Origin of the sequence: Acinetobacter seifertii (assembly GCF_016064815.1) — a bacterium.
GTDB lineage: Bacteria > Pseudomonadota > Gammaproteobacteria > Pseudomonadales > Moraxellaceae > Acinetobacter > Acinetobacter seifertii.
Genome location: NZ_CP065820.1, coordinates 1,740,988 through 1,765,316 on the forward strand (window position 1 = coordinate 1,740,988; position 24,329 = coordinate 1,765,316).

Here is a 24,329-nt window from a genome sequence, read left to right on the forward strand (position 1 = left end):
CGGCAACCCCGATCAGGTTTTTTTATGCTTTATCTTTTTCAAATCGAGGAACTCAAAATGAACAACATGACTTATTCATACTTTAGCAACTTTTATTGGTTTTACTTTTGCCTACCTTTGCCAACGAATAGATCCAAAACGCTTAAATAAATGATCGGACTGATTTGGTTTCAGTCCAAAGGAAAAGACCAATGAATGCTTTAAATACTCTACTAACTCAAAGTAATACAAAAGAAACACCAGTTAGTTTACCTGTCCAGTTAAAAGCTAAATATCCGCTTGTGCAGACCTTCGCACGTCAAATTGCAGAACACCGCCAAATTATTCAAAATATTCTTGCTGGTAAAGATCAGCGCCTCATGGTTATTACTGGACCATGTTCAATTCATGACCCAGTTGCGGTTCTTGAATACGCAGAAAAACTGCAAAAATTACAAGAAAAAGTTAAAGATCAAATATTCATCGTGATGCGTGCTTATATTGAAAAGCCGCGTACAACTGTGGGTTGGAAGGGTTATATGTATGATCCAAATCTTGATGGATCATCTAATCTACAATTAGGTTTAGAAAAATCACGTGAGCTTTATTTACAAATTATTGAAAAGGGTTTGCCGATTGCGAGCGAAATTCTAAGCCCAATGGCAACAGGCTATTTTGATGATTTGTTGGCTTGGGGTGCAATTGGTGCTCGTACCAGCGAATCTCAAATTCACCGTGAAATCTCAAGTCACATGCCATATAGCATTGGTTTCAAGAATGGTACAGATGGCTCAATTCAAATTGCTTTAGATGCTATTCAGTCGGCACAAAATGAGCATCAATTTTTAGGTATGAATCAGCAAGGTTTACCTTCGGTCATTCAGAGTGCTGGTAACCCATTGCCACACTTAATTTTGCGTGGAGCGAATCATGGCCCTAATTATGATTTAGCTTCAATTCAGGCAATACGTGAAAAACATAAACAAAATCTTCCTGCATTAGTCATTGACTGTAGTCATGGCAACAGTGGTAAAGATCCTTTACATCAACCAGAGGTTTTACAGCAAATCGTTGCTGAGCGCTTAAAAACGCAAGTAAAGGGTGTCATGATTGAAAGCCATTTAGTTGATGGTAATCAGAAAATTTCATGTGAAATGACTTATGGGCAGTCAGTGACAGATGGTTGTTTAGGCTGGGATAAAACGGAGCAGCTTTTGTTAAGCGTTGCTGAACAATTAAAGGTAAATGAGTTAGCTCATTCAGCTTAATATTTTATAGATTTAAAAAAGGGATCTGTTTAGCAGATCCCTTTTTTTAAGAAGCATGTTTTAGTTCGGATAAAAAAGTGGTGATTTCATGACCGAACTTTTTCGGTTCGGTTAATAATGGCGTGTGACCTGAGCGCTCGAAATAAATTGCTTTTGCATTTTCAACACTGTGTGCAATCAGTGTTTGACCAGTTTCTGGGTAAAGTGTCGAATTACGACCAATAAAGAAAGTAGTAGGGCACTGTAATTGTTGAAGCGCCTCACGATAATCTTCATTGTGAAAAAGATAATTTTCGACATACCAAAATAAGTAGTCTAAACGTTGAATGGGTAATAGATACTTCTGTAAAAAAGGTTGTTTTAAAGCCGTTTTAAAAACAAATGGACTAAATGGATTGTTGCTTTGCAATTCAATAAAATCTACCCATAATCGTACAAGTTCCTGACGGTCTGGAAGCGATAATTCATAAAGGTATTTAGCATTTTTGTGTTTTGCTAATAATTGATAAATATCATTGAGTAGTTGTTTAAATTGAACATGTAGCGGACCAAATAAACCATATTGCCACGTTGAATCTACTGATATTTTAGGCGTTTGATCAATATGTAAATAGGCTTTTAATTGCTGCGCCAGATGAGCATGCTTCATACCATGCATTGCTGTGGTAGCGCCCATTGAGTAGCCCATTAAAATAAAGTTATCAAGTTTTAATTGCTCAATTAAATGGGCGACATCTTGCCAATGACTAGAAATGGCATCTTGCTCGGGAATGGCACAATTTTTTGAACCGCCAAAACCACGCCAGTCAGGAATAATAAACTCGTATTCTTTACGATTTGCATAGATAAAAGGTAGCCATTGCCAACTCTGCATACCCAATCCAGATAATACTAATACCGGTTCACCACGACCAACACGGCGTACAAATAAACTTTCCTGATCGGGCATGGTGTAATAAGGCATGTTTATTCTCCAGATACGTTATCTTGAGCAAAAAGTTTTAATTGAGGAATGACTTGTTCTAACCATTTGATCCATTCAGTTTCCATGGTAATACCGAGTTCCAAGATCATTTTGTGGATATATAGCACTCGATTATTCAAGTCATCGTTGTCTTTAAAATCTTTATCATAAATACTTTGATAAAGCTTAAGCTTTTCTTTGTGTAAACCAAGATGTCGCAATAGTTCGGGCAATATTTGATTATTGCTCAATTGTGCTTCTGCACGCAATCTTACCATTAAGTCATCTCTAAGCTGTGCAGGTTCACTTTGCTGTGTCATCCATGAAGCCAGTTCTATACGCCCAAGTTGTTCGACCTGATAAGTTTTTTTTCGGCCACTATCCATCTCATTTTCTAAAGTAGAGACCCAGCCTTTTTTAAGCATGTTGTTGAGTTCACGATAAATTTGCTGATGTGTGGCATTCCAAAAAAAGCCCATAGAACGGTCAAAACGGCGAGCAAGTTCAAAGCCAGTGCTTGGACGTTCTAGTAAGCTGGTTAGTAAAACATGGGGAAGTGACATGGCAATCCGTTTGTAAGCAAAAGTAAAGTGTGACTCATAAGATTATGCAACATGTTGCATAAAAGTCAAAATTTGATTATAAATTTGTGCAACAAGTTGCATTAAGCAAGCATATTAGCAAGCCAAGGAGTTGTTATGTCGTTATATCCACATTTATTAAAACCATTAGATTTAGGTTTTACGACATTAAAAAATCGCGTATTGATGGGATCTATGCACGTTGGTCTAGAAGAGGCGCCAGGTGGTTACGAACGTATGGCAGCTTTTTATGCAGAGCGTGCTAAAGGGGATGTTGGACTCATTGTTACTGGCGGTATTGCACCCAATCAGGCAGGTTTAACTTTTGCTCATGCTTCTAAGTTAGATAGCACAGAAGAAGCTGAAAAACATAAAGTCATTACCGAAGCCGTCCATGCTGCTGGTGGAAAAATTGCATTACAAATATTACATACAGGCCGATATTCTTATCAGCCAGAAATTGTTGCACCTTCGGCAATTCAAGCACCAATTAACCCAATTAAACCTAAAGCAATGACTTCTGCTGAGGTTCAACAAACCATTGATGACTTTGCAAACTGTGCGAAACTTGCGCAATATGCCGGTTATGATGGCGTTGAAATTATGGGCTCTGAAGGTTATTTAATTAATGAGTTTATAGCAGCAAGAACAAACCATCGTGACGATGAATGGGGTGGTAGCTATGAAAACCGCATTCGTTTTCCTATCGAGATCGTAAAACGCACACGTGAAATAGTCGGTGAAAACTTTATTATTATTTATCGTTTATCAATGCTCGATTTGGTTGAAGGTGGCTCTACTTTAGAAGAAGTTATTCAGCTTGCTAAAGCGATTGAAAAAGCAGGCGCTACCATTATTAATACAGGCATTGGCTGGCATGAAGCCCGTATTCCAACAATTGCCACAAAAGTACCAAGAGCTGCATTTACTTGGGTCACCGAAAAATTAAAAGGCGAAGTTTCAGTTCCATTAATTACCTCAAACCGTATTAATACACCTGAAATGGCTGAGCATGTACTAGCATCGGGTCATGCTGATATGGTTTCAATGGCACGTCCAATGCTTGCAGATCCTGAGTTTGTTTTAAAAGCAAGTGAAGGTCGTAGTGATGAAATCAATACCTGTATTGGCTGTAACCAAGCCTGTCTTGATCATATTTTCTCTATGAAAATCGCAACATGTTTAGTTAACCCTCGCGCATGTTATGAAACAGAACTGATTTTTAAAGAAGCACAAAATCAGAAGAATATCGCTGTCATTGGTGCAGGACCAGCAGGTTTAAGTTTTGCTGTATATGCGGCAGATCGCGGACACCAAGTTAAAATTTTTGAAGCAAGCCATCAAATTGGTGGTCAGTTTAATATCGCAAAAACTGTACCGGGTAAAGAAGAGTTCTACGAAACATTACGTTATTTTAATCGTCAAATTGAACTACGTCCAAATATTGAACTTGTATTAAATCATAAAGCGACTTATGAAGAGTTGAGCCAATCGGGCTTCGATGAAATTGTAGTTGCAACTGGTGTAACACCTCGTCAATTACAATTTGAAGGTATTGATCATCCAAAAGTGTTGAGCTACTTACAAGTACTTAAAGAGCGTGTACCAGTAGGTCAACGTGTTGCCATTATTGGGGCAGGGGGTATTGGTTTTGATACAGCTGAGTACCTAACACATGAAGGTGAAAGTGGCAGTTTAAATCCTGAAAAGTTCTATGAAGAATGGGGTATTGATACTCACTATGAGCATGTTGGTGGTTTAAAGCAGCCGAAAGTTGAAGCTTCTGAACGAGAAATCTATTTGTTACAGCGTAAAGCTTCTTCAGTAGGTGCGGGACTAGGTAAAACAACTGGTTGGATTCATCGTACAGGGCTTAAGAACAGAAATGTGAAAATGTTGGCGGGTGTACAGTACGACAAAGTCGATGATCAAGGTCTTTATATTACTGTTGATGGAAAACAAACAGTGCTTGAAGTTGATAATGTCGTAATTTGCGCGGGCCAAGAATCATTTACGGCGATGTATGACCAATTAAAAGCAGATGGTAAGAATGTTCATTTGATTGGTGGTGCTAAAGAAGCAGGTGAGTTGGATGCTAAGCGTGCTATTCGTCAAGGTGCTGAACTAGCAGCGGTTCTTTAATAAGTTAAGTGAGCATTGTCTTAAATAAGAGAATGCTCACTACTAAAACCAATTTGAAGGAAAAGAAAAATGACACTTGAAACAACGAAACAGTCATTAGAAAAATGGCACCACATGATTCAATCAAACGACTTATCGAACTTAAATGATTTGCTCGCAGATGATATCGTTTTCCGTTCACCGGTTGCTTATAAACCTTATGAGGGAAGACAAGTTGTTTTCTTTATTCTTACTAACGTGATTCAGGTATTTGAAAACTTTACCTATCACAGAGAATTCTACACAGAAGATGGCGAAAATGTAGTGCTTGAGTTTAGTGCGAATGTAGGTGACAAATCATTGAAAGGGATTGATATGATCCGTTTTAATGAGCACGGTAAAATTATTGACTTTGAAGTAATGATTCGTCCAATGAGTGGTTTAGCTGCATTGGCTGAGCAAATGGGTGCAAGAATTACTCAGTTCAAACCTCAATAGTTTTTATTAAATAGCCTAAGTTTTTTGAGGTATATTAAATGTGGTTAAAACTTTCAACATTGCTTTTATTACCCATATTATTTGTGCAAGGCAATAAAGTCCGAAAGAATACTCCACGTTTATTAGAGCCTAAAGGTGAGCGAGAAGGTGGCATTGGTCAAGGCAAGCCTTTATCTCTGCTTATTTTGGGAGATTCTGCAGCAGCTGGCGTGGGTGTAGAAACACAAAAAGATGCTTTGTCTGGTGCTATTATTCAAGAACTGCAAAATGAATTTTTCCTCCAGTGGAAACTTCATGCCAAAACTGGTGATACGACCCGACAAGTTTTTCATGCTTTACAGCATTTAGAAGAGCGAAAGTATGATGTAATTGTGACATCTATTGGTGTAAATGATGTTACTAAGTTGACTTCTGCCAAATCATGGATCCAACAACAAAAACAATTATTTGAGCATATTCAGAAACGTTTTCAACCAAAACTGATCATTGTTTCTGGAGTGCCTCCAATGCAACATTTCCCAGCTTTACCCAATCCATTGGCTTGGTTATTTGGGCAATATGCAGAGCAAATGAATCAAAAATTACAGCAATGGTTAGCACCACAGAGCCAGTTTAAATTTCTTCAATATGATATTGAAACTTTTCAAGCGATGAATTTGACAATGGCAAGTGATGGTTTTCATCCTAGTAAGGAAGTTTACGAAATTTGGGGAAGGCAGATTGCAGCTTTAGTGCGGCAATCATTTCACTCATAGTCATAGGTAGTCATTGGATATGGGCATATCTGTTTTTAGTAAAATTAAAGATTTCGGTTCAGAGTTGTTCGATTTAGTATTAGGGGCGGAGCATCCAAAAGTTTATTATGATCCTCAAGGGCAAATAAAAGATGTGTTGGAGAAGCTTCCTCAACTCAAGCAGAAATATCGTCCTACACCTTGGTTGACGAATAATCATGTTCATTTACTCTATTTCGATCTTATTAGAAAACAATCAATAAAATTGGAATATGACCGGATTGATCAACTTACGATGAGTGATGGCGGTATTACCGCAATTGCTTGGTATGGCTATAATTTACCAGCAGATACACCAACGGTTGTAATCATGCATACCATTACAGGTACTCCTGAGAGTATGCGTGAGTTGGTACGCGATTTAAATCAATATACAGGCTGGCGAATTGCATTATGCCTTCGCCGTGGTCACGCAGGTTTACCAATGCCTGTGCCACAAATTTCTCTTTTTGGTTCAACTCGTGATTTAAAAGAACAGCTTGACCATATTCAAAGCTTATTTCCCGCATCAGATTTATATGCGGTAGGTTCATCGGCAGGTACAGGCTTGCTTGTTCGCTATTTGGGTGAGCAAGGTGAAGATACGCCTTTTAAAGCTGCCTTTGCGATGTGTCCAGGTTATAACACGGAAATTGGTTTTAAAAATGTTCATCCTTTTTACAGTAAAATGATGACCAAAAAGCTCTTTAAGTATTTTATTTATCCGTATCAAAATACGTGGAGCAAAATTGCATCTTTAGAAAAAGTTTTATCGACTACCAATTTAGAAGAATTTGAAAAAGAATACTTCGAAATGGCTGGTTTTCAAGATTACGAAACTTACTGTAAATCTATTAACCCGATTTATGTTTTTGAGAATATTAAAATTCCATTAGTGATTCTGAATGCTGAAGATGACCCAGTTTGTTCAATTAAAAATTTGGAGCCATATAAAGAGCCAATTCAACAAATGAGTACTGTAGCTGTAGTGACAACTAAAAAAGGGAGTCATTGTGCATTTTATGAAGGGTGGCGTAGCACTTCATGGGCAGCACGTCTCATGTCTGATTATTTTTTAATTGAACGTAATAAATAGACAATCATCAGATGCGTAAATAAAGCCCAGACTTTGGGCTTTATTTTTTACTTTTTAAGATAAAAGTAGTGATCTATCATTTATTCCAAGTTTTACTTTGGTAGCAGCAACCAGAGCTTTCTCATCTGTCTGGTTGGGGTGAAAGTTAAAACGATAATATTCAAGAAACTTTGGAATTAAAGCTTTATATTGTGTGCTTGCAAAACCAAAAAAGTTGCGCCAAGTTTTAAAATTAGTCAGTTGTTTGTCGCGTTTCATTAAAACAATTTGGTAAATGGTCGAAAAAGCGGTAATCAAGATTAAACTAAAAGTAAATACTGAAATACGTGGAATATAAGCACTTAATCCGTTGCCATATAAATGCTGATATAAGTCGAATGCAACAGCTTTGTGTTCGGTTTCTTCTACGCTGTGCCATAGCCATAAGTTACGAATAGTTGTGTCAGTCATAAGCTCATTTACTGACTGCATCATGCTAACTACAAGTACTGCGGTGTAGTGCTCTAAACCAACCGTTACAAGTAAATTCCATTTTTTGCTAAAAACTTTTTCAATACCTTTAATAATAAGCCCTGTTGCTTTTTCTAGAGACTCAGGATTTAAACCATGCTGCTGTGCACTAACATGAAAAGCATGATGCTCCTTAGAATGCATTGCTTCTTGGCCAATGAAGGCACCAATCTCTCTGTCTAAAGTTTCATTTTCTTTTGCCTTAGCACGTAAAGCGCGAACAGATCTAACAAAGTATGATTCTCCTTCGGGAAACAAAGTAGAAAGACCTGTGAAATAATGGGTGAGTGAGGGCTCGTGATTGCACCAATAACGTGGAATATTGTCAAAATTGTAGTCCATGCGACGTACTGGAAAAGAGGCGGGTACACGGTTTAAAGCTGTTTTCATTTTCTTGCTCCAATCTTTTTATATACAGGTTCTAAAAGGGAACTTGTAGATAAAAAGTATAAGTAGATAGAGTTGGAGTCAATGATTTTTGAATGGATGAAACTAGATTGTCCCGAAATGATAGGCAGAGAAGTTTTGAAGATAAAAGCAAAGAAATTAAATTTATTTTTATTATGAATATTATATAAATGCCCAAATCAAAAAATTAATTTGGGCATTATCCGACACACGCTTAGTTCTTAAGCGCTGGTGTTGCAGCGGCAATTGCAGCAGCCACTGCATCATCTTCTGTCTTAGCAGATTCAGTTGCTTTAGCTGGTTTTGACTGAGCTTTTTCAGCTTTAGGTTCTGCTTTAGCCTCAGTTTTCTTTTCTGGTTTAGGTTCTACTTTTGGTGTCTCAGATTTAGGTTGTTCAGCAACTTGTGTCTGTGAAGATTCATCAGAATGTGCAGGACGAGTTTCACGGCGAATTTCAGTTGTAGTGTTGTTTGTTTCTTCACGATGAACTTCAACTTGTGGTTGTGCTTCAACTTGAGCTTCTTGATGAGTATCCACACTCTCTAAAGACTCAAATTTTGCAGGTTTCGCTGGTTGAGGTTCTGAAACAGCAGTTTCAACCTTGTCTTGCTCTTCTTCTTTAGGTGTCTCTTTTTTAACGCATGCGGTTAACAATAGTCCAGCCGCAATTGCAGCACAGATTAAAAGTTTTTTATTTGCCATTGCCCTAAACAACATTTAATTGAGGAATTGGCATTATAACAGTAAATAGCAATGAAAAAATCATGTGAGATTGAGCTAATTTTTTATTAAAAATGCTGCTAGAATAACCAGTTGTTTATTGTTCTTTGAATTGATGCGGTTTGACTTTGCTTTATAGGGGCAGAGTACAGTAAAATTGCCAAACATTGTAGGCCGATTTCGGCTTGATTGTATGAGAAACTTAATGACCCATTTTATTTTTGTCACTGGTGGTGTGGTTTCATCACTAGGTAAAGGTATTTCTGCTGCTTCTGTTGCTGCACTTTTGGAAGCTCGTGGCTTGAAAGTCACAATGGTTAAAATGGATCCTTATATTAATGTCGATCCAGGGACAATGAGCCCATTCCAGCATGGTGAAGTTTTTGTTACCGAAGATGGTGCAGAAACCGACCTCGATCTGGGTTATTACGAACGTTTCTTACGTCGCGCTAAAATGACCAAGCTAAACAACTTTACGAGTGGTCGCGTATATCAAGACGTTTTAAATAAAGAGCGTCGTGGTGATTACTTGGGTGGTACAGTTCAGGTTATTCCTCATATTACCGATAATATTAAAGAACGTGTTCTTCGCGCAGGCGAAGGCTATGATGTTGCTATTGTAGAAATTGGTGGCACCGTAGGTGATATCGAATCATTACCGTTCATGGAGTCGGTTCGTCAGTTAATGGTTGAGCTTGGTCATAAACGCACCATGCTTATGCATTTAACCTTGTTGCCATATATTAAATCGGCGGCAGAGTTAAAAACTAAACCAACTCAGCACTCTGTAAAAGAGTTACTTTCAATTGGTATTCAGCCAGATATTCTGATCTGCCGTACTGAATATGATGTAGATGTTGATACTAAACGCAAAATTGCATTGTTCACTAACGTCGAAGCGCGTGCTGTAGTGGTATGTAAAGATGCGAAAACAATTTATCAAATTCCACGTACATTCTATGAACAAAACGTTGATGACTTGATCTGTGAACGTTTTGGATTTAATGATCTTCCAGAAGCAAATCTAGAAGATTGGGACAATGTAGTCGAAGCATTATTGAACCCTGAATACACTTTACGTGTAGCTATGGTTGGTAAATATGTTGAATTACCAGATGCTTATAAGTCTGTAAATGAAGCATTATTACATGCTGGTATTAAGAATCGCGTAAAAGTACAAATTGATTACGTCAATGCTGAAGAGCTTGAGAGTCAAGATGTATCTATTTTAAGTACAGCTGATGCAATTTTAGTTCCGGGTGGTTTTGGTGAACGTGGTACTGAAGGCAAAATGAAAGCTATTCAGTACGCTCGTGAAAATCGTATTCCTTTCTTAGGAATTTGTTTAGGCATGCAATTGGCAGTTATTGAATATGCTCGCCATGTTGCAGGTATGCCAGAAGCTTCTTCTACAGAATTTAACCGCTCTACAAAATATCCACTTATTGGTTTAATTACTGAGTGGTTGGATGAGCGTGGTGAATTACAACAACGTAGTCTCGAATCTGATTTGGGCGGAACAATGCGTTTAGGTGCACAAAAATCAGAATTGGTTGAAGGCACAAAAACACGTGAAGTCTACGGAAAAGCTGAGATCACTGAACGTCATCGTCACCGTTATGAAATGAATAACCGTTTCATCGAGTCGATTGAAAAAGCTGGTATGAAAATTTCTGGTTATTCTTCAGCACAACATTTGGTTGAAACTGTAGAAATTCCTGAACATCCTTGGTTTATTGCTGTACAATTCCACCCGGAATTTACAAGTTCACCACGTGATGGACATCCATTATTTGCTAGTTTTATTGACGCTGCGAAAACTCAGCATCAAAAAAGTAAATAATGCGATTTAAATAAACTGGGAAAGTTTAAATGTCACAATTAAAACCACAAGAAGTTGTACGTTTAGGCGATATACAAATGGCAAATCATTTGCCATTTGTATTATTTGGCGGAATGAACGTACTTGAATCAAAAGATTTAGCTTTTGAAATTGCAGAAACGTATGTAGATATTTGCAAACGTTTAGAAATTCCTTATGTTTTTAAAGCGAGTTTCGATAAGGCAAATCGTTCTAGTCTACATTCATTCCGTGGCCCTGGACTTGAAAAAGGTATTGAATGGTTAGGTGATATTAAAAAGCATTTTAATGTTCCAATCATTACTGATGTGCATGAGCCATATCAAGCTGCACCAGTTGCAGAAGTAGCCGATATTATTCAGTTACCTGCTTTCTTAAGTCGTCAGACTGATCTTGTTGAAGCGATGGCAAAAACACAAGCCATCATTAATATTAAGAAAGCTCAGTTTTTAGCACCTCATGAAATGCGTCATATTCTGCACAAATGTTTAGAAGCAGGAAATGACAAACTCATTCTTTGTGAACGTGGTTCAGCATTTGGTTATAACAATCTTGTTGTAGATATGCTTGGCTTTGACATCATGAAAGAAATGAATGTGCCAGTTTTCTTTGATGTGACACATGCGTTGCAAACCCCTGGTGGTCGTGCTGATTCGGCAGGTGGTCGTCGTGCTCAAATTACAACTTTAGCACGTGCTGGAATGGCAACTGGCTTGGCTGGGCTATTCTTGGAAGCTCATCCAGATCCAGAACATGCAAAATGCGATGGACCTTGTGCATTACGTATGTCACAACTTGAGCCATTCTTGGCGCAAATAAAAGAATTGGATACTTTAGTTAAAGGATTCAAAAAGTTAGACACCCATTGATGCAGTAATCTGCATCTCGTTATTCATTCAACAGAGGAATTGTTCATGAGCCAAATCGTTGACATTCGTGCACGTGAAATTTTGGACTCTCGTGGTAACCCAACCATCGAAGCAGACGTAATTTTAGAATCTGGCGTTGTTGGTCGTGCATGTGCACCGTCTGGTGCTTCAACTGGTTCTCGTGAAGCTTTAGAACTGCGTGACGGTGATAAATCACGTTACTTAGGTAAAGGCGTTCGTACAGCAGTTAATAACGTTAATACGTTGATTCGTGATGCTTTGTTGGGTAAATCAGTTTTTGAGCAAAAAGACATTGATAACACAATGATCGCGCTTGATGGCACTGAAAACAAAGAAAAATTAGGTGCTAACGCAACTTTGGCTGTGTCATTGGCTGCTGCACGTGCTGCTGCTGAAGAAAAGAAACTTCCTCTTTTCCAATATATCGCAGATCTTCGTGGTCAAACAATTTTGACAATGCCTGTACCGATGATGAACATCTTGAACGGTGGTGAGCATGCAGACAACACTGTTGATATTCAAGAGTTTATGATTGAGCCTGTAGGTTTTACTTCATTTGCTGAAGCTTTACGTGCCGGTGCTGAAGTATTCCATTCTTTAAAATCAGTTTTAAAGAAACAAGGTTTGAATACTGCTGTGGGTGATGAAGGTGGTTTTGCGCCTAACCTTCGTTCAAACGAAGAAGCAATTACTGTAATTCTTCAAGCAATTGAACAAACTGGTTATAAAGCTGGTTCAGATATGATGCTTGCACTTGACTGTGCATCTTCAGAATTCTACAAAAACGGTCAATACGTTTTAGAAGGTGAAGGCAACCGTGCATTTACAAGTCATCAATTTGCAGACTACTTAGCTGGTCTTGTAAATCAATATCCGATTATTTCAATCGAAGATGGTTTAGATGAATCTGATTGGGAAGGTTGGAGCTACTTAACTTCAATCCTTGGCGATAAAATCCAATTGGTTGGTGACGATTTATTCGTAACTAATCCTAAGATTTTACAACGTGGTATTGATGAGAAAGTTGGTAACTCGATTCTTATCAAATACAACCAGATTGGTACATTGACTGAAACTTTAGATGCAATCTACCTTGCTAAAGCAAATGGTTACTCAACTGTTATTTCTCACCGTTCTGGTGAAACAGAAGATTCAACTATTGCTGATTTGGCAGTAGGTACTGCAGCTGGTCAAATCAAAACTGGTTCACTTTGCCGTTCTGACCGTGTTGCTAAATATAACCAATTGCTTCGTATTGAAGAAATGACTAAAGCGGCTTACCGCGGTAAAGCTGAGTTCAAAGGTTTAAACTAATCTTTTGAATAATGCTTTGCTTATTTAAATATTGATGAAAAATTAATATTTAAAATAAAAGTGCTATTTCTACTTCTTAGAAATAGCACTTTTTTATTTATCCTAAACGCCGAGTTTTTAAAGATTCAACCCAACTATGATGATGACAACGAGAACATTGTTGATCGAGTTTATTTAAAACCTTAGTCTCGCCACATTTCATACAAGAATAAAAAGTATTAATTTTAAGTACATCAGCTTTAAGATAGGCATCTGGGAATAAAGGAAGACCCCATTTAACGTCTTCATCCTCATAATAAAGCAAACTCAAAATCCCATCGGATTCAAGTAAGGCTGTTCTGACTTGACCTAAATGTTCTACATTCTGTTGCCGCATTTCTGAGAAAAATTCATCGTGAGAATATGTTTGTTTCTGAAAATCTTTGTAGACCAAAAGACCATCTTTGACGACGCAAAGAGCTCTTCCTTCTAACAATGTTTCAATTTTTTTGTGCTTTACCATACCCCAAGTGATAAGGCGATATAAAAAGAGGATTGCAACAAAAACCACTAAAGCGTGTGCAATTGGAACGTCTTTAGTAAACATAGGGTCACCAGCTGCAGATCCTAAACATAAAATGATAGCCAGTTCGAATAAAGAGAGTTGTCGAATACCACGTTTACCAGATAGTCTTAAAAAGCTAATGATAATAATGAACATGACAGTGCATCTTATTAGAATTTCTAAAGCAAAGCCCCATGTGGTATCACCTATAAAAATATTAGAAAGATCCATCTTTATCTCGCTTTTTAAAATTTTACAGATAGGGTAGATTTAAAATTCATAGCAAAATAAAAATCAAAAAACTATAGTTTTTAAGTGGTTATTGGTTAAAAGTGCAAAAGATGTGTGATCGTGTATTAATTAAAAATAAATGAAATTCGTAGTGCGATTTTAAAACATAGATTATTGTAGTCTCTTAAGAATAATTATTTTGGTTTGGCCTATGATCTATGTGGCACTTGCTTTTATTGGAGTTCTTTCAGGGCTGATTAGTGGAGTGGTTGGAACTGGATCATCAATTATTTTATTACCAATTCTTGCTTATATTTTTGGGGCCAAACTTGCTGTACCTATTATGGCAATTGCTGCAATTATGGGGAACATTTCACGTGTGATAATGTGGCGTAAAGAGTTGAATATTAGAGCATTTCTTTTGTTTACAAGTTTGGGCATACCAGCAACGATACTAGGAGCCAATACATTATGGGTGATGTCACCCATGTTATCCAACTTATGTATAGGTGTATTTTTCTTCTGTTTAATACCAATTAGACATTACGCCAAACGTCATAGTTTTAAATTTAGTTCATGGCAAATGGTCATTGCTGGGGGAGTGCTGGGCTATATCACAGGTGTTGTTTTTTCGACAGGCCCCTTATTACTCCCAGTTTTTAATGGTTTCGGTTTAACGAAGGGGGCTCTCTTGGCAACAGAGGCTGCCGCTTCATTTGGTATCTACGTAACAAAAAGCTTAACTTTTGGTGCACTAGGCGTTTTAAAACAAAATATTTTAATTGCGGGAGTTGCTGTTGGTTTTTCTCTAATTATTGGCAATTATATTGGTAAAACTTTTGTAATAAAGATGTCTGAGAAAACTTTTGATTTATTGCTAGATTGTATGTTGGTGGTTGCTGGTTTTTCGATGATATTGGCAGTTTTTAATCATTCTTAACATTAACTTTTATATGCATAGATTGATTTATAAACAGTTGTGTTTATAAACATTATTTTCCTTTCCAATTGAGTTTAATTTTGACAAAATGAAACATGTCACAATGGTCAATTTAAAGTAATATGGCCATTCATAGTTTTGCAGGAATGTTGCAGGAATGTTGCATGTCGCTTGTAAATTGTCATACAATACAAAAACTTAATAAAGTTTTTAATTAAAGCTCTTAATGCTATGTTAGAAGTATTTCGATCCACTTCAAGCAAACTTATTTTGCTACTGGTTATTGTTTTAGTAGCTATATTGCAATATCAGTTCTGGTTAGGTGAGGGTGGTTATTTTCCTCATCAAGCACTTATGCAGCAAATTCAACAACAAGCTGAAGTAAATGATGAGCTTAAAGAGCGAAACCGTATTTTGGCAGCTGAGGTTTTCGACCTAAAAAATGGTACGGAAGCGATAGAAGAACATGCTCGTCTGGATCTTGGTTTGGTTAAGCCTCACGAAACATTTGTTCAAATGAGTACGATCAGTACTAATTATAAACCTATTTATATTGACCCGAACGCTAAAGTAGATTTGGAAACTAATGAGACACCTCCATCACCAGATATCCCAGACTAAACTATGGGCAGTTATTCCTGCTGCTGGTTCAGGAAGTCGTTTTTCCAAAACTGAATTAAAGCAATATCAATACATTCAAGATGCGACAGTGTTAGAGCATACTGTTAAGCGTTTAGCTGAGCTTCCATTAGCTGGCTATGTCTTAGCAATTGGTGCGCAGGATACTCTTGCTTCTACTTTAGCTTTTAGCGAAAAGCATAAGGCACATTTTTGTAATGGTGGTGCTGAGCGAGTCTATTCGGTTTTAAATGCGCTAAATTATCTGTCACAAATTACAGATGAAGATGATTGGGTGTTGGTACACGATGCTGCACGACCTTGTGTAACCCTTGATTGCTTAAATGCTCTTGTTTTGCATGCGATAAGTTCAAATCAAAGTGCTATTTTGGCAATTCCTGTGCGCGATACGTTGAAGCTTGTAGATAAAGAACAGCAGATTAACAAAACCGTAAATCGAGAGTTGTTGTGGCAGGCTCAAACTCCTCAAATTGCAAAAATTGGGACACTTAAAAAGGCGATTGAACAAGCGCTAATTAATAATTTGACTATTACTGATGAGGCAAGCGCGCTTGAGTTTATGGGGGAGAGCGTACATGTAGTTATGGGACGGGCTGATAATATAAAAATTACTTATCCCGATGATTTAGAACTTGCGCGTTTGATTCTGCAATCACAATCTTAATATTTTATATACTTAATAGCAGGCTATTTTATTTTAAAATAGCCTAAGTATACGTTTCATTTCTACACATCTATTCAAAATAATTTATATTTTTTTATAGAGGAAGTAGATAACATCATTATGTAATTTAATTAGATAATGTTCGATAGTCGAACAAAAAAATCCTAAATCGAACAAAAGTGTATGTAGCTTACTAGATCAAAATCTGAAAATTATCAAAAATAATCAAAAGGGAAATCTAAGGGAAACACTCGGGATTGAGTGAAATATTTATCTATCTTATTACCCCAGTGTGCCTATTCTCTTACCTTTCTCTTCTTCAATGAGCACAATGGAGTTGTCTAATGATTGACAAAAGTAAGTCCTCACTAAGCGAGGTTCTATCGCAAATTAAAGATGGTGCAACCATTCTGATTGGTGGTTTTGGTACCGCTGGACAACCCGCTGAACTCATTGACGGTCTTATTGAATTGGGTATTAAAGATTTAACCATTGTCAGCAATAACGCCGGTAATGGCGATTATGGTCTGGCGAAACTGCTTAAAGCTGGTTCAGTTAAAAAAGTGATTTGTTCTTTCCCTCGTCAGTCAGACTCTTATGTATTTGATGAACTGTACCGTGCCGGAAAGGTCGAACTTGAAGTGGTTCCACAAGGTAATCTGGCGTGTCGTATTCAAGCTGCTGGTATGGGTTTAGGTGCTGTGTTTACCCCAACAGGTTTTGGAACTCTTTTGGCTGAAGGTAAAGAAACCCGTCAGATCGATGGTAAAGATTATGTACTCGAATATCCGATTAAAGCTGACTTTGCCTTGATTAAAGCATACAAAGGCGATCGCTGGGGCAATCTGGTTTACCGTAAATCTGCACGTAACTTTGGCCCGATTATGGCCATGGCTGCTGATGTCACGATTGTTCAGGTTTCCGAAGTGGTTGAGCTAGGCCACCTAGATCCAGAGCACATCATCACCCCAGGTATTTTTGTACAGCATGTTGTACAAGTACAACCCGCACAATAAGCAATAAGGAGAAATAACATGAGCTATCAGAAACTCAGCCGTGACCAGATTGCAAAACGTGTAGCACAAGACATTCCAGATGGTGCCTATGTGAACTTGGGTATTGGTTTACCAACCAAAATTGCGAGCTATCTACCTAACGACAAAGATATTTTCCTTCATTCTGAAAATGGCCTATTAGCTTTTGGCCCACCGCCAGCGGCAGGTGAAGAAGACCCTGAACTGATTAATGCAGGTAAAGAGTTTGTGACCATGCTTGAAGGTGGCAGCTTTTTCCACCATGGCGATTCATTTGCGATGATGCGTGGTGGTCACCTTGATATTGCCGTGCTTGGCGCATTTCAGGTTGCTGCGAATGGTGATTTGGCGAACTGGCACACGGGTGCCCCGGATGCAATTCCTGCGGTAGGTGGTGCGATGGATTTAGCTGTGGGTGCTAAAAAAGTATTTATCACCACAGACCATGTGACCAAGCAAGGTGAACCGAAGATTGTGGCTGAGCTGAGCTATCCAGTTACGGGTAAACACTGTGTTGATCGTATTTACACTGACCTGTGTGTGATTGACGTGACTAAAGATGGTTTAAAGGTGATTGAGAAAGTTGAAGGTCTTAGCTTTGATGAGTTACAGGCTTTAACAGGTGCAACTTTGATTGATGCCACTCAAGGGTAAGGAAGTAGGGAAATGACATTAAAAAACGCTTATATCATCGATGCCATCCGTACCCCATTTGGCCGTTATGCCGGTGGCCTAGCTCCCGTTCGTGCTGATGACCTTGGTGCTGTGCCGATTAAAGCGCTCATGCAGCGTAACCCAAATGTAGATTGGGAACAGGTCGATGATGTGATCTACGGCTGTGCCAACCAAGCCGGTGAAGATAACCGTAACGTCGGCCGTATGTCAGCACTGCTTGCTGGTTTACCGTATCAGGTGCCGGCAACCACCATTAACCGTTTGTGTGGTTCTTCACTCGATGCGATTGCCATTGCTGCCCGTGCCATTAAAGCAGGTGAAGCGAACTTGGTGATTGCAGGTGGTGTAGAAAGCATGAGCCGTGCACCTTATGTGATGGGTAAGTCTGACAGTGCTTTTGGCCGTAGCCAGAAGATTGAAGATACCACCATGGGATGGCGTTTCATTAACCCTAAACTTAAAGAATTGTATGGTGTAGACACCATGCCCCAGACTGCCGAAAACGTGGCTGAACAGTTTAACGTGAATCGTGCAGATCAGGACCAGTTTGCCTTGGTGAGCCAACAACGCACCGCAAGCGCGCAAGCCAAAGGCTTTTTTTCTAAAGAAATCGTGCCAGTTGAAATCCCTCAGCGTAAGGGTGATGCTGTTGTGATTGATACCGATGAGCACCCACGTGCTTCAACCACCCTTGAAGCTTTAAGTAAACTTAAACCTGTTGTTAAAGCAGATGGTTCAGTGACTGCGGGGAATGCTTCAGGTATTAACGATGGCGCAGCAGCTCTACTGATTGCTTCTGATGATGCAGTTCAGGCTTACAACTTAAAACCGCGTGCCAAGATCATTGCTTCAACAGCCGTAGGTGTAGAACCACGCATTATGGGTTTTGCTCCGGCACCAGCGATTAAAAAATTACTTAAACAAGCCAACCTGACTTTAGAGCAGATGGATGTGATTGAGCTCAATGAAGCCTTTGCTGCACAGGCTTTGGCAGTGACCCGTGATTTAGGTTTGCCAGATGATAGCAACAAGGTAAATCCAAACGGTGGTGCGATTGCTTTAGGCCATCCACTTGGTGCATCAGGTGCACGTCTTGTGACCACAGCTTTAAACCAGCTTGAGCAAACAGATGGTCGTTATGCCTTGTGTTCAATGTGTATTGGTGTAGGTCAAGGTATTGCTTTGATTATTGAGAGAGTCTAATCATGAGCCAGTTATATGCCAGTTTGTTTTATCAAAAAGATGTCACCGACATCTTTAGTGACTCATCTTTAATCAAATATATGATTGAGGTTGAAGTCGCGTTAGCTCAAGCACAGGCACAAGTTGGCGTGATTCCTCAAAATGCGGCTAACACCATTACCCAAGTAGCTGAGCAAGCAATAGAAAAGTTTGACTTTTCAGCCTTAGCCGTGGCAACTGGCTTAGCTGGAAACATTGCAATTCCGTTCGTAAAACAACTAACGGCAATTGTTAAAGATGTTGATGAAGATGCTTCACGTTATGTGCATTGGGGCGCAACAAGTCAGGATATTTTAGATACAGCTTGTATTTTGCAATGCCGTGATGCGTTGAATATTGTAGAAGCTCAACTTCAACACTGCTATGCGACTGCATTAGAACAAGCCAAGCAATATCGCTATCAAGTCATGATTGGGCGTACATGGTTACAGCAAGCTTTGCCTATTACCTTGGGACACAAGCTTGCTCGTTGGGCTTCTGCATTTAAGCGTGATTTAGATCGTATAAATGCAATGAAATCACGTGTATTTACTGCTCAGTTAGGTGGGGCTGTGGGTTCTTTAGCTTCTTTGCAAGATCAAGGTTCATCTGTGGTCAGTGCATTTACCAAAAAACTAAATCTGACTGTACCGACAAGTACATGGCATGGTGAGCGTGACCGTATTGTAGAAATCGCAAGTGTGCTTGGCATGATTGTTGGGAATACGGGCAAGATGGCACGTGATTGGTCGCTCATGATGCAAACTGAAATTGCAGAATTGTTTGAACCTACTGCAAAGGGTCGTGGTGGTTCATCAACCATGCCTCATAAGCGTAATCCAGTCGCAGCAGCTTCAGTACTTGCAGCAGCAAATCGTGTACCAGCACTTATGTCTAGTATCTATCAAAGCATGGTACAGGAACATGAGCGTAGCTTAGGTGCATGGCATGCAGAATGGTTAGCTGTTCCTGAAATTTTTCAGCTTTGTGCTGGAGCATTAAGTCGTACTGGTGAAGTTTTACAAGGTTTCGAAGTTAATACTGAGCATATGCAGCAGAACCTTGAGTGTACCAACGGGCTGATTATGGCAGAAGCTGTGATGATGGCACTTGCTCCAAAAATTGGACGTTTAAATGCACATCATATTGTTGAAGCAGCTTGTAAAACAGCCGTAGCCCAAAAGAAGCATTTATCTGAGGTTGTTAGTCAGTTAGATGAAGTAAAAGAACATTTTAGTCAAACAGAAATTTTGGAAATATTTAAAGCAGAAAACTATTTGGGCAACATTCAAGCTCAAATTGATGCTGTTCTGCAAGAAGCACAAGGAGAGTCAAAGTGAAACAGACTATTCGTAATCGTCAAGGAAAACAGTTAGCAGTTTATACAGATGGTCTAAAAGATGCTCAAGCACTTGTGTTATCTAACTCGTTAGGAACAGATCATGGAATGTGGCAGCCGCAAGTAAATGAGCTTAAAAGTCATTTTAATGTAATTACATACGACACACGTGGTCACGGTGAAAGCGATGTAATTAGCAATACCACATTGCAAAATTTAGCTGAAGATGTTGTTGATATTTTAGATGCCTTAGATATTGAAAAAGCTCATTTTTGTGGAATTTCAATGGGCGGAATTACAGGACTTTGGTTGGGTATTCATTATCCAGAGCGCTTTCTAAGTATTACCGTTGCGAACTCGGCAGCCAAAATTGGACAGGCTGAAGCGTGGTTAAGTCGTGCCGAATCAGTAGAACAAAATGGGCTCGCTGAATTGGTAAAAACCACACATACACGTTGGTTTAGCGAAAAATTCGACTATCAACATAATGTAGTTGCACAAACGACGATTCAAAGTCTGGCAAACACACCAGCACAAGGTTATGCCAATGCGTGTCGTGCTTTAGCACATGCTGATTTAAGAGATGAAATTGGAGAAATTCAAATTCCAGTGTTGCTCATTGTAGGAACAGAAGATCCAGTAACTACAGTATTCGATGCTGAGTTTATGCAGAAGGCTATTAAGAATAGTCAGCTTGCTAAATTGGAAGCATCTCATCTTTCTAATATTGAGCAACCGCAAAGATTTACTCAGGAATTGACTAGGTTTATTCAGCAAATCTAATAGCTTAGTAGTTTAAAAGGAATTGGCCTTAAGGAGGCAAATATGGCGTCTCAGGATTACGCTACACCAAACAAAAGTATCGATGCTCAAGCACTAATTAATGATGCACCACTCAGTAAGTATCAGTGGATGATCGCAATTATCTGTTTCTTGATTATTTTTACTGATGGTATCGATACAGCTGCAATGGGTTTTATTGCACCAGCATTGGCTCAGGACTGGGGTGTTGATCGCTCTCAGTTAGGTCCAGTCATGAGTGCTGCACTTGGTGGAATGATTATTGGAGCTTTGGTTTCTGGCCCAACAGCTGATCGCTTTGGCCGAAAAATTGTTCTAGCTATTTCAATGCTTGTATTTGGTGGTTTTACCTTAGCTTCTGCTTATGCAACCAACTTAGATAGCCTTGTTGTTTTACGCTTTTTGACAGGTATTGGTTTGGGTGCAGCGATGCCAAATGCGACTACATTGTTTTCTGAATACTGTCCAACTCGCATTCGTTCACTGCTCGTGACATGTATGTTCTGTGGTTACAACTTAGGTATGGCAACAGGTGGCTTTATTAGCAGTTGGCTCATTCCGACCTATGGTTGGCACAGTCTATTTTTACTTGGCGGTTGGTCACCTTTAATTTTAATGGTTCTGGTGGTTTTAGTTTTACCTGAGTCTTACCGCTTCTTAATTGTTAAAGGTAAAAACCCAGAAAAAGTACGCAAAATTTTAAATCATATAGCACCAACTCAGGTTCAAGACGCAACTGCATTTCATGTACCTGAAGAGAAAACTGAAACAGCTCAAAAGAAAAATGTCTTTGGGATTATGTTTTCTAAACCTTATGCGAAAGGAACACTTTTACTTTGGTTGACCTATTTCATGGGCTTAGTAGTTGTTTACTTGCTTACAAGCTGGTTACCAACATTGATGCGTGAAACGGGTGCTTCAATGGAACGTGCTGCATTTATCGGTGGATTGTTCCAGTTCGGTGGTGTGGTAAGTGCATTGTTCATCGGTTGGGCGATGGACAAATTCAACCCGAACCGAGTCATTGCCATTTTCTACTTTGCTGCGGGTCTATTTGCGATTGCTGTTGGTCAAAGCTTAGGAAACTCAACATTACTTGCTGTATTGGTGCTTTGTGCTGGTATCGCAATTAACGGTGCACAATCTTCAATGCCAGCTTTGAGTGCTCGTTTCTATCCAACACAATGCCGTGCTACGGGTGTGTCTTGGATGACAGGTATTGGTCGTTTCGGTGCGGTATTTGGTGCTTGGATTGGGGCTGTATTACTTGGTAATGATTGGTCATTTACTGCCATTCTTAGCTTATTACTAATTCCGGCGTCTGCTGCTGCTGTTGCTGTATTTGTTAAATCACTTGTTGCGCATACCGATGCAACTTAATAGAGGTCTATCACGATGAATGATGAACAACGCTATAAACAAGGCATTGAGGTGCGGACGGAAGTTTTGGGTGAAAAGCATGTTGGTCGGTCTTTGCAAAACTTAAATGACTTTAACCAAGATTTTCAAAACTTTATTAGCCGTTACGCATGGGGTGAAGTGTGGTCTCGTCCGGGCCTACCGCGTCATACACGTAGTTTAGTCACTATCGCAATTTTATTGTCGCTTGGCCGTGAAGATGAACTACGCATGCATTTACGCGCTTGTTTCAACAATGGTGTAACTAAAGAAGATTTAAAAGAGTTGATCTTACACAGTTCACTCTATGCAGGTTTACCTGCGGCAAACGCTGCAATGCATATGGCTGAAGAAGTCTTTAAAGAGTTGGGAATAGAAGTAAACCCAATTGCAGCGAAAGAACAGGATTAAGGAGATAAAGATGTCACAACATAGCTGGGGTGCTTACGCCCAACGTAATACAGATGATCATCCACCAGCGTATACGCCAGGTTATAAAACAAGTGTATTGCGTTCGCCAAAAAATGCATTGATCTCTATTAACGAGACTCTAACCGAAGTTACTGCGCCGCATTTTTCTTCAAACTTGTTCGGTCCAAAAGATAACGACTTGATTTTGAACTATGCCAAAGATGGTTTACCAATTGGTGAACGTGTCATTGTCCATGGCTATGTTCGTGACCAATTTGGTCGTCCTGTAAAAAATGCACTTCTAGAAGTATGGCAAGCCAATGCTTCTGGTCGTTATCGCCATCCAAACGACAAGTTTATTGGTGCAATGGATCCTAACTTTGGTGGTTGTGGTCGCACCTTAACTGATGAAAACGGTTTTTATATTTTCCGTACCATTAAACCGGGTCCATACCCATGGCGTAACCGCATTAATGAATGGCGTCCTGCGCATATCCATTTCTCTTTAATTGCTGATGGTTGGGCTCAGCGCCTAATTTCGCAGTTTTATTTTGAAGGCGATACGCTCATTGATACTTGCCCGATCTTAAAAACGATTCCTTCTGAAGATCAACGTCGTGCCTTGATTGCACTAGAAGATAAAAACAACTTTATCGAAGCTGATAGCCGTTGTTACCGTTTTGACATCACTTTACGTGGCCGTCGAGCGACTTACTTCGAAAACGAATTGACTTAATCGGGAGCACGAGCATGAATAACTGGAATTTTCAGGAATTAAAAGAAACTCCATCTCAAACAGGTGGTCCTTACGTTCATATTGGGTTATTGCCACAACAAGCAAATATTGAAGTGTTCGAAAACAACTTTAATAACCAGCTAGTACAAGACCAAACCAAAGGCGAGCGTATTCGTCTTGAAGGTCAAGTATTTGACGGTTTAGGTCTACCGTTACGAGATGTACTCATTGAGATTTGGCAGGCTGATGCAAATGGTATTTACCCAAGTCAGGCAGATACACGTGAGCAAAAAGCTGATCCAGCATTTCAAGGTTGGGGCCGTACAGGTGCAGACTTTGAAACAGGCATTTGGAGCTTCAATACGATTAAACCAGGCGCGACAGTTGGCCGTAAAGGTTCAACTCAGGCACCACATATTGCATTAGTCATTTTCGCTCGCGGTATTAACTTAGGTCTTCATACACGTGTTTATTTTGACGATGAAGCTGAGGCAAATGCTAATGATCCGATCTTAAATAGCATTGAGTGGGCACCGCGTCGCCAAACTCTTGTTGCTAAACGTTTTGAAGAGAATGGTGAAGTTGTTTACCGTTTTGATATTCGTATTCAAGGCGATAACGAAACTGTATTTTTTGATATTTAAGGAACACCTAAGGCTACACCTGATTATTCATGGATATGTGTAGCCTTTTTAAGGATGAATGATATGAA

The 24,329-nt window shown here is 39.2% G+C and carries 25 protein-coding genes; 20 read left to right on the plus strand and 5 right to left on the minus strand.

The window, feature by feature from the left end; genetic code table 11:
- The first annotated feature begins 191 nt into the window (after window positions 1–191).
- On the plus strand, window positions 192–1,247 hold the full coding sequence (locus I8T81_RS08210; RefSeq protein ID WP_191011730.1) for a 3-deoxy-7-phosphoheptulonate synthase: 1,056 nt from the start codon (window positions 192–194) through the stop codon (window positions 1,245–1,247).
- Between the two features lie 46 nt (window positions 1,248–1,293).
- Here I8T81_RS08210 and I8T81_RS08215 read toward each other — a convergent pair whose 3' ends face one another.
- Window positions 1,294–2,211: an alpha/beta fold hydrolase gene (locus tag I8T81_RS08215; RefSeq protein WP_198072555.1), complete on the minus strand. Its 918-nt coding sequence runs from the start codon at window positions 2,209–2,211 to the stop codon at window positions 1,294–1,296.
- Between the two features lie 2 nt (window positions 2,212–2,213).
- A complete protein-coding gene (locus I8T81_RS08220; protein ID WP_004701316.1) occupies window positions 2,214–2,774 on the minus strand; it encodes a PadR family transcriptional regulator in 561 nt (186 codons plus the stop codon).
- A gap of 135 nt (window positions 2,775–2,909) precedes the next feature.
- Here I8T81_RS08220 and I8T81_RS08225 point away from each other — a divergent pair, with 135 nt between their 5' ends.
- The 4 genes from I8T81_RS08225 to I8T81_RS08240 all read left to right on the plus strand — a co-directional run bounded on the left by I8T81_RS08225 (window position 2,910) and on the right by I8T81_RS08240 (window position 7,280).
- Window positions 2,910–4,934, plus strand: a complete 2,025-nt coding sequence (locus tag I8T81_RS08225; protein WP_019458783.1) for an NADPH-dependent 2,4-dienoyl-CoA reductase — start codon at window positions 2,910–2,912, stop codon at window positions 4,932–4,934.
- 69 nt (window positions 4,935–5,003) lie between these two features.
- On the plus strand, window positions 5,004–5,411 hold the full coding sequence (locus I8T81_RS08230) for a nuclear transport factor 2 family protein (protein WP_100290111.1): 408 nt from the start codon (window positions 5,004–5,006) through the stop codon (window positions 5,409–5,411).
- A 38-nt stretch (window positions 5,412–5,449) separates the two neighbouring features.
- Window positions 5,450–6,166, plus strand: coding sequence for an SGNH/GDSL hydrolase family protein (locus I8T81_RS08235; RefSeq protein WP_077166052.1), 717 nt, complete (start codon window positions 5,450–5,452; stop codon window positions 6,164–6,166).
- Window positions 6,167–6,185: 19 nt separating this feature from the next.
- Window positions 6,186–7,280, plus strand: coding sequence for a YheT family hydrolase (locus tag I8T81_RS08240; protein WP_077166051.1), 1,095 nt, complete (start codon window positions 6,186–6,188; stop codon window positions 7,278–7,280).
- Window positions 7,281–7,334: 54 nt separating this feature from the next.
- Here I8T81_RS08240 and I8T81_RS08245 read toward each other — a convergent pair whose 3' ends face one another.
- Together I8T81_RS08245 and I8T81_RS08250 are read right to left on the minus strand one after the other, a co-directional pair.
- Complete coding sequence (locus I8T81_RS08245; protein ID WP_198072556.1) at window positions 7,335–8,180, minus strand: metal-dependent hydrolase; 846 nt, start codon at window positions 8,178–8,180, stop codon at window positions 7,335–7,337.
- 232 nt (window positions 8,181–8,412) lie between these two features.
- The gene (locus tag I8T81_RS08250; RefSeq protein ID WP_004701329.1) at window positions 8,413–8,901 is read right to left on the minus strand and encodes a prolipoprotein diacylglyceryl transferase; all 489 of its coding nucleotides are present in this window, start codon (window positions 8,899–8,901) and stop codon (window positions 8,413–8,415) included.
- A 223-nt stretch (window positions 8,902–9,124) separates the two neighbouring features.
- On the opposite strand from I8T81_RS08250, the gene I8T81_RS08255 reads away from it, so the two are divergent.
- The 3 genes from I8T81_RS08255 to eno are packed head-to-tail and all read left to right on the plus strand — an operon-like array spanning window position 9,125 to window position 12,984.
- Window positions 9,125–10,762, plus strand: coding sequence for a CTP synthase (locus I8T81_RS08255; RefSeq protein WP_004701331.1), 1,638 nt, complete (start codon window positions 9,125–9,127; stop codon window positions 10,760–10,762).
- Between the two features lie 29 nt (window positions 10,763–10,791).
- Window positions 10,792–11,649, plus strand: coding sequence for a 3-deoxy-8-phosphooctulonate synthase (gene kdsA, locus I8T81_RS08260; protein ID WP_004701333.1), 858 nt, complete (start codon window positions 10,792–10,794; stop codon window positions 11,647–11,649).
- Window positions 11,650–11,694: 45 nt separating this feature from the next.
- Window positions 11,695–12,984 (plus strand): phosphopyruvate hydratase, encoded by a 1,290-nt coding sequence (eno, locus tag I8T81_RS08265; protein ID WP_004701335.1) that lies wholly within the window; start codon window positions 11,695–11,697, stop codon window positions 12,982–12,984.
- A gap of 97 nt (window positions 12,985–13,081) precedes the next feature.
- On the opposite strand, the gene I8T81_RS08270 is transcribed toward eno, so the two are convergent.
- On the minus strand, window positions 13,082–13,759 hold the full coding sequence (locus I8T81_RS08270; RefSeq protein WP_198072557.1) for a DUF421 domain-containing protein: 678 nt from the start codon (window positions 13,757–13,759) through the stop codon (window positions 13,082–13,084).
- Window positions 13,760–13,970: 211 nt separating this feature from the next.
- Between I8T81_RS08270 and I8T81_RS08275 the strand changes: the two genes are divergently transcribed.
- From I8T81_RS08275 to pcaG, 12 genes are all read left to right on the plus strand, one after another.
- A complete protein-coding gene (locus I8T81_RS08275; RefSeq protein WP_019458791.1) occupies window positions 13,971–14,699 on the plus strand; it encodes a sulfite exporter TauE/SafE family protein in 729 nt (242 codons plus the stop codon).
- A 231-nt stretch (window positions 14,700–14,930) separates the two neighbouring features.
- Window positions 14,931–15,320: a cell division protein FtsB gene (gene ftsB, locus I8T81_RS08280; protein WP_004701341.1), complete on the plus strand. Its 390-nt coding sequence runs from the start codon at window positions 14,931–14,933 to the stop codon at window positions 15,318–15,320.
- Window positions 15,286–16,002 (plus strand): 2-C-methyl-D-erythritol 4-phosphate cytidylyltransferase, encoded by a 717-nt coding sequence (ispD, locus tag I8T81_RS08285; protein ID WP_198072558.1) that lies wholly within the window; start codon window positions 15,286–15,288, stop codon window positions 16,000–16,002. Before ftsB ends, ispD begins: the two co-directional genes overlap by 35 nt.
- A gap of 344 nt (window positions 16,003–16,346) precedes the next feature.
- Window positions 16,347–17,018 (plus strand): 3-oxoacid CoA-transferase subunit A, encoded by a 672-nt coding sequence (locus tag I8T81_RS08290; protein WP_198072559.1) that lies wholly within the window; start codon window positions 16,347–16,349, stop codon window positions 17,016–17,018.
- 18 nt (window positions 17,019–17,036) lie between these two features.
- A complete protein-coding gene (locus I8T81_RS08295; protein WP_004792017.1) occupies window positions 17,037–17,690 on the plus strand; it encodes a 3-oxoacid CoA-transferase subunit B in 654 nt (217 codons plus the stop codon).
- A 12-nt stretch (window positions 17,691–17,702) separates the two neighbouring features.
- Window positions 17,703–18,914, plus strand: a complete 1,212-nt coding sequence (gene pcaF / locus I8T81_RS08300) for a 3-oxoadipyl-CoA thiolase (protein WP_198072560.1) — start codon at window positions 17,703–17,705, stop codon at window positions 18,912–18,914.
- A gap of 2 nt (window positions 18,915–18,916) precedes the next feature.
- Window positions 18,917–20,272 carry a 3-carboxy-cis,cis-muconate cycloisomerase gene (gene pcaB / locus I8T81_RS08305; RefSeq protein WP_198072561.1) on the plus strand — a complete coding sequence of 452 codons (1,356 nt, stop codon included), beginning with the start codon at window positions 18,917–18,919 and terminating at the stop codon, window positions 20,270–20,272.
- Window positions 20,269–21,054 (plus strand): 3-oxoadipate enol-lactonase, encoded by a 786-nt coding sequence (gene pcaD, locus I8T81_RS08310; RefSeq protein ID WP_198072562.1) that lies wholly within the window; start codon window positions 20,269–20,271, stop codon window positions 21,052–21,054. Before pcaB ends, pcaD begins: the two co-directional genes overlap by 4 nt.
- A 42-nt stretch (window positions 21,055–21,096) precedes the next feature.
- The gene (locus I8T81_RS08315) at window positions 21,097–22,452 is read left to right on the plus strand and encodes an MFS transporter (protein ID WP_019458798.1); all 1,356 of its coding nucleotides are present in this window, start codon (window positions 21,097–21,099) and stop codon (window positions 22,450–22,452) included.
- 15 nt (window positions 22,453–22,467) lie between these two features.
- On the plus strand, window positions 22,468–22,881 hold the full coding sequence (pcaC, locus tag I8T81_RS08320; protein WP_004701356.1) for a 4-carboxymuconolactone decarboxylase: 414 nt from the start codon (window positions 22,468–22,470) through the stop codon (window positions 22,879–22,881).
- A 10-nt stretch (window positions 22,882–22,891) separates the two neighbouring features.
- Window positions 22,892–23,617, plus strand: a complete 726-nt coding sequence (gene pcaH, locus I8T81_RS08325; RefSeq protein ID WP_000077913.1) for a protocatechuate 3,4-dioxygenase subunit beta — start codon at window positions 22,892–22,894, stop codon at window positions 23,615–23,617.
- Between the two features lie 14 nt (window positions 23,618–23,631).
- Window positions 23,632–24,261, plus strand: a complete 630-nt coding sequence (pcaG, locus tag I8T81_RS08330; protein ID WP_019458800.1) for a protocatechuate 3,4-dioxygenase subunit alpha — start codon at window positions 23,632–23,634, stop codon at window positions 24,259–24,261.
- Window positions 24,262–24,329 lie beyond the last annotated feature (68 nt).

Excerpts from the sequence above, each read along its gene's own strand:
- I8T81_RS08210 (WP_191011730.1), top strand. The coding sequence starts at position 192 with ATGAATGCTTTAAATACTCTACTAACTCAAAGTAATACAAAAGAAACA.
- I8T81_RS08215 (WP_198072555.1), bottom strand. The coding sequence starts at position 2,211 with ATGCCTTATTACACCATGCCCGATCAGGAAAGTTTATTTGTACGCCGT.
- I8T81_RS08220 (WP_004701316.1), bottom strand. The coding sequence starts at position 2,774 with ATGTCACTTCCCCATGTTTTACTAACCAGCTTACTAGAACGTCCAAGC.
- I8T81_RS08225 (WP_019458783.1), top strand. The coding sequence starts at position 2,910 with ATGTCGTTATATCCACATTTATTAAAACCATTAGATTTAGGTTTTACG.
- I8T81_RS08230 (WP_100290111.1), top strand. The coding sequence starts at position 5,004 with ATGACACTTGAAACAACGAAACAGTCATTAGAAAAATGGCACCACATG.
- I8T81_RS08235 (WP_077166052.1), top strand. The coding sequence starts at position 5,450 with ATGTGGTTAAAACTTTCAACATTGCTTTTATTACCCATATTATTTGTG.
- I8T81_RS08240 (WP_077166051.1), top strand. The coding sequence starts at position 6,186 with ATGGGCATATCTGTTTTTAGTAAAATTAAAGATTTCGGTTCAGAGTTG.
- I8T81_RS08245 (WP_198072556.1), bottom strand. The coding sequence starts at position 8,180 with ATGAAAACAGCTTTAAACCGTGTACCCGCCTCTTTTCCAGTACGTCGC.
- I8T81_RS08250 (WP_004701329.1), bottom strand. The coding sequence starts at position 8,901 with ATGGCAAATAAAAAACTTTTAATCTGTGCTGCAATTGCGGCTGGACTA.
- I8T81_RS08255 (WP_004701331.1), top strand. The coding sequence starts at position 9,125 with ATGACCCATTTTATTTTTGTCACTGGTGGTGTGGTTTCATCACTAGGT.
- kdsA (WP_004701333.1), top strand. The coding sequence starts at position 10,792 with ATGTCACAATTAAAACCACAAGAAGTTGTACGTTTAGGCGATATACAA.
- eno (WP_004701335.1), top strand. The coding sequence starts at position 11,695 with ATGAGCCAAATCGTTGACATTCGTGCACGTGAAATTTTGGACTCTCGT.
- I8T81_RS08270 (WP_198072557.1), bottom strand. The coding sequence starts at position 13,759 with ATGGATCTTTCTAATATTTTTATAGGTGATACCACATGGGGCTTTGCT.
- I8T81_RS08275 (WP_019458791.1), top strand. The coding sequence starts at position 13,971 with ATGATCTATGTGGCACTTGCTTTTATTGGAGTTCTTTCAGGGCTGATT.
- ftsB (WP_004701341.1), top strand. The coding sequence starts at position 14,931 with ATGTTAGAAGTATTTCGATCCACTTCAAGCAAACTTATTTTGCTACTG.
- ispD (WP_198072558.1), top strand. The coding sequence starts at position 15,286 with ATGAGACACCTCCATCACCAGATATCCCAGACTAAACTATGGGCAGTT.
- I8T81_RS08290 (WP_198072559.1), top strand. The coding sequence starts at position 16,347 with ATGATTGACAAAAGTAAGTCCTCACTAAGCGAGGTTCTATCGCAAATT.
- I8T81_RS08295 (WP_004792017.1), top strand. The coding sequence starts at position 17,037 with ATGAGCTATCAGAAACTCAGCCGTGACCAGATTGCAAAACGTGTAGCA.
- pcaF (WP_198072560.1), top strand. The coding sequence starts at position 17,703 with ATGACATTAAAAAACGCTTATATCATCGATGCCATCCGTACCCCATTT.
- pcaB (WP_198072561.1), top strand. The coding sequence starts at position 18,917 with ATGAGCCAGTTATATGCCAGTTTGTTTTATCAAAAAGATGTCACCGAC.
- I8T81_RS08315 (WP_019458798.1), top strand. The coding sequence starts at position 21,097 with ATGGCGTCTCAGGATTACGCTACACCAAACAAAAGTATCGATGCTCAA.
- pcaC (WP_004701356.1), top strand. The coding sequence starts at position 22,468 with ATGAATGATGAACAACGCTATAAACAAGGCATTGAGGTGCGGACGGAA.
- pcaH (WP_000077913.1), top strand. The coding sequence starts at position 22,892 with ATGTCACAACATAGCTGGGGTGCTTACGCCCAACGTAATACAGATGAT.
- pcaG (WP_019458800.1), top strand. The coding sequence starts at position 23,632 with ATGAATAACTGGAATTTTCAGGAATTAAAAGAAACTCCATCTCAAACA.